The sequence below is a fragment of the Cohaesibacter gelatinilyticus genome (assembly GCF_900215605.1).
Taxonomy (GTDB): domain Bacteria; phylum Pseudomonadota; class Alphaproteobacteria; order Rhizobiales; family Cohaesibacteraceae; genus Cohaesibacter; species Cohaesibacter gelatinilyticus.
The window spans coordinates 901,792-919,889 of the sequence record NZ_OBEL01000001.1; the positions used below are offsets into that span (position 1 = coordinate 901,792).

Here is an 18,098-nt window from a genome sequence, read left to right on the forward strand (position 1 = left end):
GCGACATCGACCGACAGGAGCGCTTTGGTGCAAATCGGCCTAACCGCTTGGATATCAGGAATTGCGCCTTTGCTGGATGATTTATGCTCTGAAGAACTCATTGAGATCGAGAAGTTATTCGACGATTTTATCAGCGCGCATTTTTGGGACGATCGCCAAAAGAATTCAGATGACTCGACAGGATGTGCCAGTTATCTCTTTTGTGCAGATCTTGGCGGCCAGGTCGTTGGTTTCTATGCCCTGCAAACCAGTTTAGGTAAAAATGGATATCTATCCGATCTATGGGTGGCCCCTCAATGGCAGGGGCAGGGTATTGCAACCCCTTTGATACAGGATGCGCTGGATAAATGCCGCCAAAATCACCAAACTGGTCTGGCACTGAAATTGCTGGCAAATAATAGGCGTGCTCAGGCTTTTTATGAAAAAAACGGTTTTTCAGAAACCCGTAGTATCTCTGTTTTTGATCCAATGCTAAAACGCCATCTGCCAAGGCTGGAAATGCTCTGTCGTTTTTGATAAGACCCTTCCACTCGTTTTCCTTCCGCATGGGGCAAGATATTGCCAATCAAGAAAATTCTCGACAATCCCGATCAATGGGTAGCGTATTTTGGTTATGGATCATTGGTCAATGACCGAACTCGCAATCTGGAGAGCTTTGGTTTGTCAGGTCGACTGAAAGGCTTTCGTCGTCAATGGCGAATGCGATCTGGTTATGGTGACACTGGTCAGCCGGGGAATGAGGGAGTGACTGCTCTTTCCGTTGACCGGGATGACAATGCCTATTGCGATGGTCTTTTGGTCTTCGATCACAAGGACCATCTGCCACAGGTAGACAAACGCGAAGCCAATTATGATCGTTTGTCGCTGGATTTGGCGGATTTCGATTGTAATTTCGATATTCCGGCAGGCGTAGAAGCTTATATCTATATTGGCCAACCTCATTATACCCATTGGGCAGAAGGGGCCTTTCCAGTTCTTCAATCCTATATTGACGCGGTGATGCAAGGGTTTCTGGATAAGTTCGGTCACGCCGGACTTGAGCGGTTCATAAGCGAGACCGATGGATGGAGGGTGCCTATATTGCAAGATCGGCATAACCCAATTTATCCTCGTCCGGTGCTCCTCAATGCAAGTGAAGAGCAACTTTTCGATCAGTTATTGCAAAAGGTTGGCGGGCAACCGGTTGCCCTTGTGACTTAGGCACACTATTTTTGATGAAAGCCAGACACTGATCTCCGGATAGAAGATCAGACAGATTTGGGAGCCATTGAATTGTGGGCTCCAGCCAAGGATATTTATGGCAATGGATGAAAAAGAAGAGAACGGCCTTACCAATCCCTTTCAGTCGTTCGATCCCGAAGGGAAAGCTGCTGATGAACATGAAGAGGCCGATAATCCCAAGCAGCGGGGCATCAAAGGTGTTCCGTTTCGGGTGATTGCACCCAATCTGGTGACATTAATGGCGCTCTGCGCTGGCCTTACTGGCGTTCGCATGGCGATTGAAGGCCGGTTCGAGCTTGCTCTCTACGCAATTCTGGCAGCTGCCTTGCTGGACGGTCTGGATGGCCGTATCGCGCGCTTGTTGAAAGGGTCCTCGCGCTTTGGAGCGGAACTGGACTCGCTAACCGATTTTGTGAATTTTGGTGTTGCACCAGCCTTGATGCTCCATGTTTGGATCCTGAAGGAGATTCCAAGCTTTGGCTGGATTGCGTCCCTGCTTTTCGCCATGTCCATGGTGTTGCGGCTAGCGCGCTTCAATGTGGCATTGGATGACAAGAATAAACCTGCTTGGCAGAAAGACTTCTTTGTGGGGGTACCGGCTCCGGCAGGGGCAATGTTGGTGTTACTGCCACTTTATCTGGAACAGGTAGGATTGCCTAAATATAGCGAAATGGCCCCCTTGGTGCTGGCTTATACATTGTTTGTTGCAATGCTCGTGGTTTCCTCTATCCCAACTTATTCAGGCAAGACCATCGGTGTGCGTATTCCAAGGGATCGTGTTTTACCTCTTTTTGTCGGTGTCATTGCCTGCGTTGCGCTTTTCTTCTCATATCCATGGGTGACACTCACTCTGATCTCACTTGGTTATTTGATCTCCATTCCTCTAGCGCGTCGTGCCTGGCACAGAGCCAACCGCGCAATGGGTGACAGCGCAGAAGCTGAGTTTGGTGATGTCAATTTTGGTGAGGATTTTGAAGAGACAGACAGCAATAAGAAGTAGTGATGAGTACTATGTGCTTTTAAAACAAAAAAGGGCGATGCTGATTATCAGCATCGCCCTTTTTCAGTTCTGATTGAGCCAGTTCAGCTATTCTGCAGCATTGGCGTAGTCGATGTCGTTTGGCGCAGGCTTGTTCGCACTCGTTTTTGCTTTGGGCTGCAACGCCACAACATCAGCTGCTGCTGGCTGCGCCATAGCTGATGCTGTTGCACCTCCTGCCACACCTGCAGATCCGGCAATCGGAACACCAGAGCCACGTTGTTTTCTGAGACCGGTGAATAGCCCCAGAACCCAGCGACCTGCTGGCAGCAGGGTGACAGATGGCATAGCCAGCAACACCGGAATGAGCACCAGGGTCAGGATGGTCGAGAAGGCCAAACCGGAAATCACAGCTGTTGACAACTGAACCCACCATGTTGCCGTGATACCGCCAACTGAGATGACACGTTCAAAGAAATTGAAGTTCACCTGTGTTGCCATCGGTATCAGACCCGCAATGGTGGTAATCGTCGTGAGCAAGATCGGACGGATACGTTGAGCGGCTGTTTTGACAATCGCCTCAACCGGTTCGATGCCATCGTGGCGGAATCGATTATACGTATCGATCAACACAATGGCGTTGTTCACCACAATTCCGGCAAGAGCCACCACACCAGTCCCTGTCATGATGATGGAGAATTTCTGGCCTGTGATCATCATGCCCAAAAGTACTCCAAAGACTGACAGGATCACCGTCGAAAGGGTCAGAAAAGTCTGATAGAAGCTGTTGAACTGGGTGATCAGGATCATCGCCATGATGAAGAGGGCACCAACCGCCGCCTTCATCAAGAATTCGCCAGACTCTTTCTGATCCTCATCCGCACCGCGGAATTTGAAGATGACATCTGCTGGCCATGTTTGGCTATCCAACCAAGCCTGTACTTCCTTCACTTTGTCATCGACAGTGACACCGTTATCCTTCACCACAGTGGCTTTCACATTCATGGCGAAGAAGCCATCACGACGGGTGATGGAAGAGACTTTCTGCTTTGGTTCGATCTTGATGAAATTGCTGATTGGAACCTGACCATTCGGCGTGATCAGTTTCAGCTGGTTCAACTGATCCAGATTGCGCTGTTCCTGGGGCAAGCGTACACGGATTTCTACTTCATCTTCTGTATCATCCGGGCGATATTTGCCGATCATCACTCCGTTGGTCACGAGCTGAACCATGGCACCGACCGGAGCGATGGCAGCATTGTAACGACCAGCTTCCTCGCGATCGATATCCAGTTCAAGTTCAATGCCGGGCAGAGGGCGATCATCCTCTTGCTCTATCAAGCCGTCAATCTGATCAAAGCGCTTGCGCACAATTGCAGTGGTCTCCATGACGCGATCATAGCTGTTTGACGTGACCTGCAACGTGATGTCTTTACCGGTCGGAGGGCCGCCCTGAACCTTCTGAATTTCCGTGCGGATACCCGGAATGAGAGCTGCTCTTTCACGAATATCTGCAAAGATTGCATCTGCCTTGCGGCGTACGGCATAGTCATTCAGCTCCATTGATAGGGTGCCAATGGTGTCATTGGGTTTGTTATTGGAGCCAAGAGCATTGAAACCACCACCGCTTGCTCCCGATGGATTGGAGGTGGTTACCACATCACGGACGCCGGGTGTGGTGAGGACGATATCTTCGACCTGTTTTACCAGAGCACGGCTTTCCAAAGCAGACATGTTGCCACGGGCTGAAACAAAGACCGTGGCAAGACGCGGTTCTTCCTCAACAAAGAATTCGACCCCTTTGCTGTTTTGGCCGAAGGCGGTAACAATGACAAAGCCAGCTCCAAGTATGGCACCAATGGTCAGGAAGTTACCTAGCGGGTGTCTCACCAGCCAATGAAGGAAGCGTACATAGATACCAGTCAGACCCGTGACTTCTTTCGGATCAAAATGCTCTCCACCTGAAAGGTGCGCAGCATTGGCCATCTCTTCTTCAGATGCTTTTTTACGACCAATGAAACCACCGGTTACTGGCAGGAAGACCATGGCGGTCAAAAGAGCGGCTGACAGTACGATAATGACCATGATCGGCAAGTAGCTCATGAACTCACCAGCGACGCCTGGCCACAGCAGCATCGGCAGGAAGGCTGCCAGGGTTGTTGCCGTAGAGGATGTGATCGGCCAGAACATCAGCTTTGCTGCACGAATATAGGCTTCCTTGCGCTCCATTCCTTCCGCAATTTTGCGATCGGCATATTCCACAATCACAATGGCGCCATCCACCAACATACCCACGGTCAGAACAAGGCCGAACATGACCATCATGTTCACCGTCATGCCAATGCCGGAGAGGATCAGAAAGCCGAGCATGAAGGAAGTTGGGATCGCGATACCGATCAACAAGGCTGAACGGAACCCAAGGGCTGCCAGAACCAGCATCATCACCAACGCAATCGCTGTCAGGATGGATGACTGAAGTGAACCAAGAACCTCATTGATCGGCTTGGCTTCGTCCAGCATGAAATCGACCCTTATAGCCGGATTCCAGTTGGCGGTCTCAGCTTTGACAACTTCTTGAACCGCCTGATTGTTTTCAATGATGTTGGTGCCAAGACGCTTTTTGATTTCAATTGAAATAGCCGGACGGCCATTCACGCGCGTAATGGCAGTCGGATCCTTGAAAGTACGCTTGATGTCGGCGATGTCCCCAAGGGTAACCACACCTTCGCCATTTTGTTTGATGGGGATGGAATAAACATCCTTGGCATCTTCAATCAGGCCCGGAACCTTGACATTGAAACGGCCCTGTCCATTATCCAGAAAACCGGCCGGAACCAGTTGGTTGTTCTGTGTAACTGCGGAGATCAGTTCGTTCTGCGTGACATTGTAGGATTCCAGGCGCATGAGATCGATTTCGACCTCAAGCAATTCATCCCGATGACCGGAGAGATTGGCTTCCAGAACGGTGGAAATACCTTCCAACTCATCTTTCAGGCGACGTGCATGACGATAGAGTGCGCGTTCCGGCACTTCACCTGATAAGGTGACATAGATGGTCGGTTGCAAAGAGAAGTTGGTCTCGGAAATCGTGGGTTCATCTGCGTCTGTTGGCAATTCAGCCTGAGCCTGATCCACCTTATCGCGAATATCGGCCAGAGCTTTGTCCTTGTCGAAGTCGATGGTGAATTCCAAAATGATACCAGCATGGCCTTCGGAAGCGACAGCGGTCATTTCCTTTAAACCATCAAGGCTTTGCAGCTTGTTCTCCATGGGGCGAATAAGCAGGCGGGCGGAATCTTCTGGTGAAATGCCATTCTGACTGATGGAGACGTAGAAAACCGGGACGTCGATGTCCGGATCCGACTCCTTTGGGATCGTGATATAGCTCATGATCCCGGCGGCGACCAGAACGATCATCATGGTCAGAACGGTCCTGCGGGCGCGCAGGATTGTATCTAGGATACCATTCATGATTGGCTATCTCCGCTTTGAGAAGCAGCAGTTTTACGATTGAAGTCGGCTACTGGTACGGCGTCCACCAATTGGCCATCTTTGACATATTCCTGACCAACCACGATCAAGGTAACCTCGGAAGGAAGGCCTGAAACCCAGACACCATTTTTGGCGCTAGTGAAAGTGGTGAGAGGGGTGAAGGCTGCTTTTTTGCCTTCCAGTCGCATAACGCCGATCGTGCCGTCATCGGACAAGGTCAGATGAGCCGGACTCATCAAATGGGCACTACTCTGAGGTAGATGCAGATTGGCAGTGGCGGTTACACCATCGCGCAAGGAGTGATCGGAATTGGACACTTCCACTTCTACGCGGAATGTACGGGTTTCCACATCGCTGGCGGTGGAGACATAGCGAACCATACCTTTGGTGGACTCACCTGTCACAAGCGTCACATCAGCTTCCAAACCAGATTTGACTTGTTGGATGTCACGCTCTGACACCTGACCAATTATCAGCATTGGGTCTGCGTTCATCACGGTTGCACAAGCGCCACCACGATTGAGCTGATCACCAATTTCCGCCAGTGGGCCCTGAACAATGCCATCAAAGGGAGCGGTAATATGGGTGCGTGCCATTTCTAGGGTGGCTTCTTCGACCTGCGCCAAGGCCGCATCACGGTTTGCACGAAGCGCGGTCAGTTCAGCTGTGGTCGCAAACCCCTTTTTCTTGAGCCGTTCCTTTGCATTCAGATCAAAATCGGCTTTTGCCAGCGCTGCTTTGGCCTGTGCAAGGCGTGCCTGACGAGATCCTTTGTCCAACTCGCATAACAAGTCACCCTTTTGAACTTGCTGCCCTTTGGAAATTGGGCGAGAGCGCACAATCGCGTCAGTTTCGGAGCGAACCACAACTTTGGTATCCGCCTGGGTGCGACCGCGAATGACCAGAAGGTTATCTCGCTGCTGTGCTTTGAAATCTTGCACGGCAACCCGTGTCAGAGCTTTTTGTTGATCTGTATCGCGTAGCGCAGGAGGTGGTGCGCCATTTTCATCAGACTGACCGGAAACAACCATTGTGCCAGTTGCCAGCCATCCTGTGATGCAAGCTGAGAATAGAAGAGCGAGCCCGTAAGAGCCTTTTATTCGCAACGCCATCGTTCAATCATCCTTCAAAGTCAAAAGAGCTTGTAAGGAAGGAGGGATGCTCTTTTGATAATTGCAATCGGCTTGGTGCCGTTTCGGTTCATATAGGTATTGCCTCCAAAAATTGGAGGCAGAAGCGGGAAAATATCTGCCCAAATAGAAATTATACAGCCAGCTTGCCAGATAAATCGATCGGCAGTTCGCCATTGGCGATCGCCATAAGCTGTGCGCGATTTTCTTTCAGATAGGCAATTGATGCCGTTATTACATGTGCTCCATAGCGACGTGTCCATTCTCCGGCAGCGGCAATCAGTGGATCGTAATTTGTTTCATCAGGTGAGCATTTATCCTTACATTCTGTCATGCAATTCAGTTCTTCATTGAGTTGCTCCAGTCTCAGATCAAGCGCTTTCTCAATCACTTTAGGGCCGAGCAATTTTGCATAAATTGCCACGAGCAAAAATCCGGAACGAAATACATCAGGTTTGGGTGGCTGGCTCAATTCTTCCAAAAAAGCCTGACGCCCGGCATCGGTAATGGAATAGACCTTGCGCGCTGGTTTTCCTTCCTGAGGTTCCAATCTGCAGGTTACCAATTCCTCTGCCTCCAGACGGTTCAGTGCAGGATAAATTGACCCGAAACTGGCTTCTGCGAAATAGCTATAGTCGCCCTCGCTTGACGCTTTGCGAATGTCATATCCCGTTGTGTCACCTCGGAACAGAATTGCCAGACATAGGCCTTTTACATTCATGTATGGTCTCCATAGCCCATTGCTGGTTTTGGGCTTGTATGCACTACCTGTTTGTACCTCTCTATAAGGCGTATATTAAGTTTAGGTATATGCCGGATCGATATAATATCGTTTATATATATGCCGGATCGATATATGTCTAGTATATATATAATGTGGATGTGGTTTTTACGTAAGGAAGAATGCGGCAAACGGTCTCGAAAGCATGACTTGCCAATCGACCTGTAAGGCCGGACAATGGTCGTCAGAGGCAGTTCAAAATAACGCGTGACCTCCCAATTTCTATTTGCATCAGATGAGGAATGAAGCCGCAAAAGGATAGTCATTCAATCATTTGGAGGGAAAAGAGCTAAGAATGGAGCCAGACTGTGCCAATCACCAATCTAGTGCCACCGCACCGTCGTCAGGAAAAGGGAATCAAGGGACTTTTTAAAAATCCTCTTATTCGCTTACTGGCCATTAATTGGCTGATAGGCCTCTTTACCACTATTCTGATTTGCGCTGGAATTTTACTCACCAATGCAGCTGGTATGCAGGAGCTGATCCTCAATAGCGAGAATCCTATTGTGCCACTTGCTTTACTTTTCTTTGGCTTGCTGATCACAATATGCAGCGTAACCATGGGGGTCGCTGTTATGAGTTTGCCGCGTGAGGATTTGGGCGACGACCCGGATCGGTAAAATGCGATCAAGCGACAGCATTTTCGGTTGTCTAGCAAGAAATGCTTGTAGCTTGAGTGCTTTCATACTCAATCCTGAATTTGTTCAAAGATGATTAAAATGAATTCGTATGGCTTATTGAAGCAACTCAATTAAATCAACGAATGAATTAATCCTAAAAATCGCATTTTTAGGGATAATATTCCTGCACTAAAACGGTGATATGGTGGAAAACCATATTTATAGCTGACATATGTCAAAAATTATTTTGATCTACCTCAAAAGATGGCTGATAAGCTCAACTTTTATCCTTTTGATTATAGGTTTGAATCTAAAGCGTTAATTTTTATGAATAAAACAATATGCTGACAGTTGTTTGTTTCTTGAAACTTCTTGCTGTGGTAAGCGCTTGCTACTTTTGAACGATCCCTACTAGGCTCGTGCCAGCTCACCCCGGGTCTGTAGCATGGCTGCTTGCGCGCCAAATTCTGGCGTAGACCAATCCTTGAATTCATACGGGGCAGGGCTTCGAGATTAAAACATATCTGGAGGTGAAAAATGCTCAAGAAAACTCTGGCTGCGGCCCTATTGGCTAGCGTCTGTGCTCTGCCAATGATGGCAGCAACTGCTTCTGCCGAAGTGGTTTATCATCGTGGCAATACCGCAGACCCTGAAACCCTTGATCAGCATAAAACATCCACCACTTACGAGGCGCATATTCTACGCGACCTCTATGAAGGTCTTCTGTCCTATAGCGCAGATGGCAAAGCTATTCCTGGCGCGGCAGAAAACTGGACGGTTTCCGACGACGGCATGGTTTACACCTTCAAGCTGCGCGACAATGGCAAATGGTCCAATGGTGATCCTGTCACCGCCAATGACTTTGTCTATTCCCTTCGCCGCATCATGACCCCGGATACCGGTGCCAAATATGCCAACATCCTTTATCCGATTAAAAATGCGGAAAAAGTGAATAAGAGTGAGGCAAAGGTCGAAGAGTTGGGTGTCAAGGCGATCGACGACAAAACTCTTGAAATTACTCTGGAAGCTGCAACTCCCTACTTCCTCGAACTGCTGACACATCAGACCGGTCTTCCGGTTCACAAAGCATCTGTTGAAAAGCATGGCTCCGACTTTGTTCGTGCTGGCAACATGGTCACCAACGGTGCCTTCACTCTGGCTGAGTTCGTACCAAACAGCCATGTGAAAGCGACCAAGAACAAGCATTTCCATGATGCGGCCAATGTGAAGATCGACACCGTCTTCTTCTATCCAACCGAAGACCGCGGTGCTGCTCTGCGTCGCTTTCAGGCTGGCGAATTGCATTCAAACAATGATGCGCCAACCGAGCAGGTCGATTTCATGAAAAAGGAAATCGGTGATCAGTTCCGTGTCGCGCCATATCTGGGTACCTATTATTATGCGATGAAGGCAGACAAGGATAAACTGAAAGATCCTAAAGTCCGTCGTGCTCTGTCCATGTCAATCGACCGTGAGTTCCTGGCTGAGTCCATCTGGGGCGATACCATGGTTGCAGGCTATTCCTTCGTACCACCGGGAATCGGCAACTATGGCGAGCCAGCATTTGCTGACTATAAAGACATGGATCAGCTGGATCGTGAAGATGAAGCCAAGAAGCTTCTGGCAGACGCTGGCTATTCTGAAGCCAATCCGCTGGAAATCGAAATTCGCTACAACACTTCCGAGAACCACAAGAATACTGCTGTTGCGATTGCAGATATGTGGAAGCCGATTGGTGTGACGGTTAAGATGCTGAACACCGATACCAAAACCCACTATGCGCATTTGCGTGATAAAGGTGACTTTGATGTCGCCCGTGCTGGCTGGATTGGTGACTATTCAGATCCTCAGAACTTCTTGTTCATGGTTGAGTCCGACAACGATGGCTTCAACTATGCCAACTACAACAATGCCGAATATGATGGTCTGATGGACAAAGCTGCCAAGACCGTTGACCTCAAAGAACGTGCTGAAATCCTGAAGCAAGCGGAAACTCTGTTCATGCGCGACCTGCCATTCATCCCTCTGATGTATTACGGCTCCATGAACCTGGTATCTCCGAAGCTCAAAGGCTTCAAAGATAACCTGCTGAACGTGCACCCGACCCGTTGGATGTCCGTAGAAGGCTAAGGATCATTCCCGAATAATATAAAGGCTGCCCCTCAAGATGGGGCAGCCACCATATGCCAGTCTATCCATAGTCTGTGCCGCAAAGAGCGATGGCTTATGCTGTTGTTTCCATGGTGTCACTTGGGTGGTCAGGGCAGGCCTTATGCACACGCTGTTGGGCAAATTTAGTAGCTGATAACATCTCGGAAAAGACTTTGGTCAATCTCTGCTTTGCAAAACAGGGATAATCAGAAGGCAAGCCAGATCAGAGCGAAAAGCAAGTGATCAACCTGGTGCAAATCAGCTCACAACTCAGCACCAATGGCAATGTCCAGCTGCATAAGAGAAAACTGAGGAAACCGGCATGTTGCGTTATGTGCTCAAGCGCTTGCTAACCGCAATTCCGACATTATTTTTGATTGTTACCATCTCCTTCTTCCTGATCCGCGTCGCCCCCGGTGGTCCGTTCGATCTGGAGCGCCCACTTGAGGCCAAGGTGATGGAGAACCTGAACAAGATTTACCAGCTCGACAAGTCGCTCTGGGAGCAATATCTCATATATTTGAGTAATATTCTCCAAGGTGATCTTGGTCCCAGCTTCTTCTATCGTGATTTTAGCGTCAACGAACTCCTGATTGAGCAAGGTTTGCCTATTTCCGCCGAAGTGGGTGGTTATGCGCTGCTCTTGGCTTTGATCGTTGGTTGTGCGCTGGGAATTATGGCTGCGCTCAAGCAGAACCGAGCTCCCGATTACACTGTCATGACCTTCGCGACCATGGGCATTACCATCCCCAATTTCGTGGTTGCACCAGTACTGACGTTGATCTTTGGCGTTGCCCTTGGATGGCTGCCTGTAGGTGGCTGGAATGATGGTGCCTGGCCAAACAAAATTCTACCAATCGTCACACTTGCTCTGCCGCAGATTGCCATCGTGGCTCGTCTGACACGCGGATCGATGATTGAGGCGATGCATTCGCATCATATCCGCACTGCACGCGCAAATGGTTTGCCCGGCTGGATGGTTGTCATTGTGCATGCATTGCGTGGCGCATTGTTGCCGGTGGTCTCTTATGCCGGCCCTGCCGCCGCTGCATTGCTTACTGGCTCGGTAGTCATCGAAACCGTCTATCAGATCCCAGGTATCGGTCGCTACTTTGTTCAAGGTGCGCTGGATCGTGATTATACGCTTGTGATGGGTACCGTGATTTTGATTGCTGTTTTCATCATGATTTTCAACCTGATTGTTGACCTGCTTTATGCATGGCTCGACCCTCGTGTTCGTTACGATTGAGGCCAGCCATGAGTGATACAATGAAAAACACAATGAAAACTCCCGCAGGAGCTTTGACCGAGACGCTTGTTGAAGCGCAGGTCGGTCGTTCCCTTTGGGACGACGCATGGGCGCGTCTGAAGGCCAACAAGGCAGCGATGGCTTCCTTCGTGGCTCTATTCATCATCTCCGTTGCCAGCTTTTTTGGACCCATGCTGTCACCGCATGGCTTCGATACAGTCTACCGGAACTATGTGAAGGTGCCGGCCTCTCTCACCGCCTATCCAAGAAATGAGGCGATTGAACCTGCCCTGGAAAAAGCCTTGAAAAGGGCGCGACTGACGATCACCTCTGTCGCAATCGAAGGTGATCAGGTGATTGCAGAAGTCACTTCCCGCAGAGAAATTCGTGAGCGTACAGCGCAATATGTTGATCGTTCAGATTTGTTCAAGAATGCCAAACTGCAGGATTTCTCTGATGACAAGCAAAGCGGTAAACTAATCGCAGACATCGACCGCAAGCATTTCTATTTTGGCACCGATGCCAATGGTCGCGATCTGATGACCCGTACCCTGATAGCTGGGCGGGTGTCGCTCGTGATTGGTCTTCTGGCTTCCGGTGTTGCCTTGCTCATAGGTGTGACTTATGGCTCATTGTCCGGCTATTTCGGTGGCCGGGTTGATCTGATAATGATGCGTGTAGTTGATGTTCTCTATTCGCTGCCATTCATCTTCTTCGTTATCTTGCTGGTCGTCTTCTTCGGGCGAAATTTCATACTCATGTTCATAGCCGTAGGTGCAGTTGAATGGCTTGATATGGCAAGGATTGTTCGAGGGCAGACGCTGTCAATCAAACGTCAGGAATATGTGCTGGCGGCTGAGGCAATGGGGGTCGGAACCGGTGGTATCCTGAAACGGCATATCATCCCGAATACCTTGGGCCCAGTTGTGATTTTCGTCACGCTTCTGGTTCCGAAGGTCATCCTGCTGGAAAGTTTCTTGTCTTTCCTTGGGCTTGGCGTGCAAGAGCCAATGACCTCCTGGGGTGTTTTGATCTCGGAAGGTGCTCGCAACCTGCAAGGGGCAAGCTGGATGCTTCTGTTCCCGTCAATCTTCCTGACCACCACGCTCTTTGCGCTGAACTTTATCGGCGATGGCCTGCGTGATGCTCTGGATCCAAAAGATCGCTAGAAGGGAGACAGAACAATGACAAATCAAACACAACCGCTTCTGGACGTGAATGACCTGCATGTGCGCTTTTCCACCAATGATGGGGTTGGTGTGCATGCCGTTAAAGGCATTCATATGCACATCAACAAAGGTGAGACTGTCGCTGTGGTGGGTGAATCAGGATCTGGTAAGAGTCAGGTCATGATGTCCGCTATGGGCTTGCTCGCTGAGAATGGCTGGGCCGAAGGGTCGGTCAAGTATGATGGACAGGAAGTTCTGGGGCTCTCCAAGCGTAAGCTGAACAGCTATCGCGGTTCCAAGATGACCATGATCTTTCAGGAACCCATGACCTCTCTTGATCCACTCTATACTGTGGGACGGCAGATTTGTGAGCCTCTGATTGTTCATCAGAAAATGAATACGAAGGCTGCAATGGTGAGAGCAATCGAACTGCTTGATCTTGTGGGGATTCCTGATCCAGCAAAACGCATCAAGGCCTATCCGCACGAAATGTCCGGTGGGCAACGTCAGCGCGTGATGATCGCTATGGCTCTCGCCAACAATCCCGATCTATTGATCGCGGATGAGCCAACCACGGCATTGGATGTGACCATTCAGGCGCAGATCCTGCAGCTGCTGGCCGAACTCCAAAAGAAGCTGGGTATGGCCATTCTTTTCATCACCCACGATCTGAACATCGTGCGTCGCTTCGCTGATCGTGTTTATGTGATGAAGCGTGGCGAAGTTGTCGAAGAAGGAGAAACCAAAACCATCTTTGACACGCCAAGCCATGACTATACCAAAATGCTGCTTGCTGCCGAGCCTGATGGCATCAAGGAAGCTCCATCAGATGATGCAGATGTCTTGCTTGAAGGCCAGGGCGTCAATGTCACGTTCAATATCGTTGAAGGCCTGTTTGGCGGCCAAAAAACTGAGCTGAGAGCTGTCAATGATGTCAATATCCAGCTGCGTCGCGGCCAGACCATCGGTATTGTCGGTGAGTCCGGGTCTGGTAAATCCACCCTTGGTCGGGCATTGCTGAAGCTGAACAATTCTACAGGTAAGGTGCTGTTGGACGGCGTCGATATGAGTGTGATCAGTGAAGGTGATATGCGTGCTCATCGGCGCGAACTGCAATTGGTCTTCCAGGATCCGTTCGGATCTCTGTCTCCACGTATGATGGTCGGGCAGATCATCACAGAAGGTCTCCTGGTGCATGAGCCGGGTCTGACCGCAAAAGAACGAGATCAGCGTGCGATTGAAGTTCTGCAAGAGGTTCAGCTAGATCCATCCATGCGCAACCGCTATCCGCATGAATTTTCTGGCGGTCAACGTCAGCGTATCGCGATTGCCCGTGCAATGGTGCTCAAACCACGCATCGTGGTGCTGGATGAGCCAACTTCTGCGCTGGATCGTTCAGTGCAGAAGCAGATTGTTGAACTGCTCCGTGATCTGCAGGAGAAGCACAATCTCTCCTATCTCTTCATCTCCCACGATCTTTCGGTGGTACGTGCCATGTCAGATTATGTGATGGTGATGAAGCATGGAGTAATTGTTGAAGAAGGTTTGACCGATCAGGTTTTCGATGCTCCCAAAGAGCTGTATACGCGCCAGTTGATGGCAGCTGCTTTTGATTTGGAGCCAATCTCGGCTTAAGCGAAGGCTAGAGACAATCAAGCAATGAAAAAGCCACCGGAGAAGTCTGGTGGCTTTCTAGTTTTCAGAGTTCGAGGCCTTGATCAATAAATGTGTGAATGCGGCACTTAATTCTGATCGCTCGGCGCTGTTCATTGTGGGCCAAAGAAGGATGGAACCAAGAAAGGCGGAATATTCCAATTCAGCAATGCGGCGTGGGGGGATGGCAAAAGGTCGATTCAAAGAGATATAGAGATCCTCCAGAAAGCGAAGACGCTTCTGATCGACCGCTTGTACCAATTCACCGACCAATTGACTGCGTCCGGCCAATTGTCGAATGGCGATTTCCAGTTTCAGATCAAGCGCCAAAGTCAGCTCGTTCAAAGCCTCAAGTTGCTGACTGGCACCGGATTGTCGGGCAGCCTTTTCGATTACATCCAGCGTATTACGCCGCTCCCACTCATCAATCAATGCCTGTAGATAGGTCGAATGGTCCTTGAAATGATGATAGAAAGAGCCCTTGGTGCGTCCTGCTTTCTCGCATAAGCGATCAACCACCAAAGCATCGGGCCCTTCATTTTTAAGAAGAAGCCCCCCAACTTCGATCCAGTCTGATTTTGAGAAGCGTTGAGATTTTGACATCACGCGATCTGGCCTAATAGTCCGGGAATGCCAATGGCAATGAACAGAATCCATTGCGGCAATTCGATTGCTTTGCTTTTGGTGCCAAGCATAAGGACGAAGTTCCAGATTGCAAAGGCCCAAGCGAGGAATGTGGCCAAAGTAGCAAGAGGCCAGCCTGCGGGTGAGAAAAGTGCAATACCGTAACAGCCAGCCATTGTCACGAGTATGATGGAAACCATGTGCCAGCAATAATAGTTGGTGTATTTGGGAACCCGTTTAAGTTCGGAAGCCAACAGCGGCTTGGCAATTTCTCGCCCACCCAGAATGATATGGATGAGGGCTGTGGCCAATGACAATATCCCAGCTGTTGCAATCAGCCAGACATTCAACTCGGAAAGAAGCATGATCTTTTCCCTGTTTCTATGAGCAATATGCAGGTTATTCGATCAAAGGATGATTATTCTCCTCAGAATCGCATACCATACTGAATGGTATGTTATGTGATTGTCCAGAGAAGATTATGACGGATGATGGGATGTTCTGCCGGGGCGGACTGAAAAAGACAGGAAAAAGATCGTAGAGCGGCAGGCTCTTTGAAAGAATGGCAGGCGATATTGAAGTGCCGTTCAAAGAGGTTGGGGAACACTGGCAGCGTTCTGAAGTCTAAGCTTTACTTGATTCTATTCGTTGAACAGATCAAGTCTCAGAATAGATAGGCGCCGCCGATAAGGGCGACCGCGCAAAGTACAAAAAGAAGTAGGAAAATCTGGATTGATTTGGATAAATTCGGCTCATTCTCTGACATGACAAGGCCTTTTACGTACTGTTTAAACTGGATAATAGCTTACCAAATATAGGAATGCTGAATATCATTCAAAAAGTCGCAGGGCTCGATAACCTTGATTGATAGGGTTAATTCTCTCACCTTTGGATGAATACATAGATAGTGCCGCAAGGCCATTTGCCTTGCTCATGCATCTTGTCTATCGTGCAGAAATTGTGATGCTTTTCAGTGCCGAGATTCTCTATGCAGCAATTGGACGATCAAGCGCGACCGCCATTCTCCCCCGAAGTGGAGCAGTTGCTCAAAGCTTTCCATGCCCAAACGCCAATTCGGGCTTGGTCCATGATCATCACCATTTTCGGTGATTGCGTGATGCCAAGGGGAGGGACACTCTGGCTCGGTTCGCTGACACGTATCATGGAGGCCATTGATATAGGTCCCGGTGTTGTGCGGACTGCTATGTCAAGACTGGCTGCGGACAACTGGTTGGACCGTTCCAAAGTCGGACGTAACTCCTATTATCGCCTGACTGATAAAGGTGCTGAAACCTTCAAGGGAGCGACGCGTCGCATTTATTTTGAGACCACGCGATCATGGGATGGACAATGGATCATCGGCTTCTTGGCATCTGGTTCTGATAGGGCAACAAGACGCGAGGAACTTTTAGGACGAGGATATGGCGCCATAGCGCCAAATGTTGTGGTGCGCCCCTATACCGGGGTTTTGCCCGACTCTGATCCGCAAAATTGTGTTTTCTCTACTATCGATGGTCTGGGCCCAAATGCCTGGACATTGGCGGAGCAGGGGTGGCCCTTGGAGAAGATCTCTGAAGGCTACCATGAGTTCCTTGAGCATTATCGCGCTATTGATGAAGCCTTGGTATCGGGGCAGAGCTTCTCGCAATTGGAGAGCTTGATTATCCGTATCATGCTCATCCATGATTTTCGCCGCCTGGTACTCCGTGATCCGCTTCTTCCACCAAGTGCCTTGCCGAAGAACTGGCCCGGTGATGCCGCACGCCAGCTTAGCGCTCGCATCTATCACAGGGTGATGGAAGCGTCGGAAATGTGGCTTGATAGTCGCGCCGAAGGCGAATATGGGCCGCTTCCAGCCCCTGACTTCGATTTTTATCGCCGCTTTAACGCACTGTAAAGTCGCATATTTCTGCGCTTTCCCACGGCTGTAATTTTATATGTTACGAAATTGGCTTGATAAAAGTAAAATTTGTGACATATTAAATTCAGGACAACATTGTTGGTTGGGAGGACCAGAACCAATGTATAGCCAAGCGCTGAACGCGGCTGACGAGCGAGTGGAAGAGGATCAGGAATTCCTCGACGCCTTTCAGGCCCGTATTGATGACGAGCAAAAAATCGAACCCAATGACACCATGCCATCTGCCTATCGCAAGACGCTGATCCGGCAAATTTCCCAGCATGCCCATTCAGAAATCGTCGGGATGCTGCCAGAAGGTAACTGGGTGACACGTGCGCCAACCTTGCGCCGTAAAGCTGCGTTGCTGGCAAAGATTCAGGATGAGGGAGGCCATGGCATGTATCTCTATTCCGCATGCGAGACCCTTGGTGTCTCTCGTGAGGAGCTGATAGATGATCTGCATTCTGGCAAAGCCAAATACTCATCCATTTTCAATTATCCGGCTCTGAACTGGGCTGACATTGGTACCATTGGCTGGCTGGTGGATGGTGCTGCCATCATGAACCAGATCCCGCTGTGCCGCACATCCTTCGGTCCTTATTCCCGCGCAATGATCCGTGTTTGTAAGGAAGAAAGCTTCCATCAGCGCCAGGGTTATGAACTGCTTTTGACCATGATGCAGGGCTCTGATGAGCAGAAGGAAATGTGTCAGGATTCCATCAATCGTTGGTGGTGGCCTGCGCTGATGATGTTTGGACCATCTGACAAGGAAAGCATCCATTCCAGTCAGAATATGGCTTGGAAGATCAAGCGCTTCTCCAATGATGAACTGCGTCAGCGTTTTATTGATGCCACTGTTCCGCAGGCTCACTTCCTTGGCTTGGAAGTGCCGGATCCAGATCTGAAATTCAACGAAGAGACCGGTCACTGGGACTTCGGTGACATCAATTGGGACGAGTTCGTGAATGTGGTTCGCGGTAATGGCATCTGTAACAAGCAGCGTATGAAAGACCGTGTGGCAGCCCATGAAAATGGTGCCTGGGTGCGCGAAGCTGCACTGGCGTATGCTGCCAAGCGCGCTGCTCCGCAAGCCGCCGCTGAAGCTGCTGAATAATCGCACTCGTTGGAA

General features: G+C 49.7%; 15 protein-coding genes. 10 read left to right on the forward strand and 5 right to left on the reverse strand.

The window, feature by feature from the left end; translation table 11 throughout:
* The first annotated feature begins 69 nt into the window (after positions 1 to 69).
* The 3 genes from CRO57_RS04025 to CRO57_RS04035 all read left to right on the forward strand — a co-directional run bounded on the left by CRO57_RS04025 (position 70) and on the right by CRO57_RS04035 (position 2,221).
* On the forward strand, positions 70 to 516 hold the full coding sequence (locus CRO57_RS04025; protein WP_170955941.1) for a GNAT family N-acetyltransferase: 447 nt from the start codon (positions 70 to 72) through the stop codon (positions 514 to 516).
* Between the two features lie 42 nt (positions 517 to 558).
* Positions 559 to 1,200, forward strand: a complete 642-nt coding sequence (locus CRO57_RS04030) for a gamma-glutamylcyclotransferase family protein (RefSeq protein WP_097152090.1) — start codon at positions 559 to 561, stop codon at positions 1,198 to 1,200.
* 103 nt (positions 1,201 to 1,303) lie between these two features.
* Positions 1,304 to 2,221 carry a CDP-alcohol phosphatidyltransferase family protein gene (locus CRO57_RS04035; protein WP_097153186.1) on the forward strand — a complete coding sequence of 306 codons (918 nt, stop codon included), beginning with the start codon at positions 1,304 to 1,306 and terminating at the stop codon, positions 2,219 to 2,221.
* A gap of 87 nt (positions 2,222 to 2,308) precedes the next feature.
* On the opposite strand, the gene CRO57_RS04040 is transcribed toward CRO57_RS04035, so the two are convergent.
* The 3 genes from CRO57_RS04040 to CRO57_RS04050 form a co-directional block, all read right to left on the reverse strand.
* Positions 2,309 to 5,671, reverse strand: coding sequence for an efflux RND transporter permease subunit (locus tag CRO57_RS04040; RefSeq protein ID WP_097152091.1), 3,363 nt, complete (start codon positions 5,669 to 5,671; stop codon positions 2,309 to 2,311).
* Positions 5,668 to 6,804 carry an efflux RND transporter periplasmic adaptor subunit gene (locus CRO57_RS04045; RefSeq protein WP_210200749.1) on the reverse strand — a complete coding sequence of 379 codons (1,137 nt, stop codon included), beginning with the start codon at positions 6,802 to 6,804 and terminating at the stop codon, positions 5,668 to 5,670. Before CRO57_RS04045 ends, CRO57_RS04040 begins: the two co-directional genes overlap by 4 nt.
* A gap of 151 nt (positions 6,805 to 6,955) precedes the next feature.
* Positions 6,956 to 7,543, reverse strand: coding sequence for a PadR family transcriptional regulator (locus CRO57_RS04050; RefSeq protein WP_097152092.1), 588 nt, complete (start codon positions 7,541 to 7,543; stop codon positions 6,956 to 6,958).
* Between the two features lie 368 nt (positions 7,544 to 7,911).
* Here CRO57_RS04050 and CRO57_RS04055 point away from each other — a divergent pair, with 368 nt between their 5' ends.
* From CRO57_RS04055 to CRO57_RS04075, 5 genes are all read left to right on the forward strand, one after another.
* Entirely contained in the window at positions 7,912 to 8,223 is a 312-nt protein-coding gene (locus tag CRO57_RS04055) for a hypothetical protein (RefSeq protein WP_097152093.1), read from the forward strand.
* 537 nt (positions 8,224 to 8,760) lie between these two features.
* The gene (locus CRO57_RS04060) at positions 8,761 to 10,353 is read left to right on the forward strand and encodes a peptide ABC transporter substrate-binding protein (protein WP_097152094.1); all 1,593 of its coding nucleotides are present in this window, start codon (positions 8,761 to 8,763) and stop codon (positions 10,351 to 10,353) included.
* A 343-nt stretch (positions 10,354 to 10,696) separates the two neighbouring features.
* Complete coding sequence (gene oppB / locus CRO57_RS04065) at positions 10,697 to 11,623, forward strand: oligopeptide ABC transporter permease OppB (protein WP_097152095.1); 927 nt, start codon at positions 10,697 to 10,699, stop codon at positions 11,621 to 11,623.
* A gap of 32 nt (positions 11,624 to 11,655) precedes the next feature.
* Positions 11,656 to 12,792 (forward strand): ABC transporter permease subunit, encoded by a 1,137-nt coding sequence (locus CRO57_RS04070; RefSeq protein WP_170955942.1) that lies wholly within the window; start codon positions 11,656 to 11,658, stop codon positions 12,790 to 12,792.
* Between the two features lie 15 nt (positions 12,793 to 12,807).
* Positions 12,808 to 14,427: an ABC transporter ATP-binding protein gene (locus CRO57_RS04075; protein WP_097152096.1), complete on the forward strand. Its 1,620-nt coding sequence runs from the start codon at positions 12,808 to 12,810 to the stop codon at positions 14,425 to 14,427.
* Positions 14,428 to 14,484: 57 nt separating this feature from the next.
* On the opposite strand, the gene CRO57_RS04080 is transcribed toward CRO57_RS04075, so the two are convergent.
* A complete protein-coding gene (locus CRO57_RS04080) occupies positions 14,485 to 15,048 on the reverse strand; it encodes a TetR/AcrR family transcriptional regulator (protein ID WP_097152097.1) in 564 nt (187 codons plus the stop codon).
* Positions 15,048 to 15,434, reverse strand: a complete 387-nt coding sequence (locus CRO57_RS04085) for a hypothetical protein (RefSeq protein WP_097152098.1) — start codon at positions 15,432 to 15,434, stop codon at positions 15,048 to 15,050. Before CRO57_RS04085 ends, CRO57_RS04080 begins: the two co-directional genes overlap by 1 nt.
* Before the next feature lie 623 nt (positions 15,435 to 16,057).
* Between CRO57_RS04085 and CRO57_RS04090 the strand changes: the two genes are divergently transcribed.
* Together CRO57_RS04090 and paaA are read left to right on the forward strand one after the other, a co-directional pair.
* Positions 16,058 to 16,966 carry a PaaX family transcriptional regulator C-terminal domain-containing protein gene (locus tag CRO57_RS04090; protein ID WP_097152099.1) on the forward strand — a complete coding sequence of 303 codons (909 nt, stop codon included), beginning with the start codon at positions 16,058 to 16,060 and terminating at the stop codon, positions 16,964 to 16,966.
* Positions 16,967 to 17,090: 124 nt separating this feature from the next.
* The gene (gene paaA / locus CRO57_RS04095) at positions 17,091 to 18,083 is read left to right on the forward strand and encodes a 1,2-phenylacetyl-CoA epoxidase subunit PaaA (protein WP_097152100.1); all 993 of its coding nucleotides are present in this window, start codon (positions 17,091 to 17,093) and stop codon (positions 18,081 to 18,083) included.
* The last annotated feature ends 15 nt before the right edge of the window (positions 18,084 to 18,098 follow it).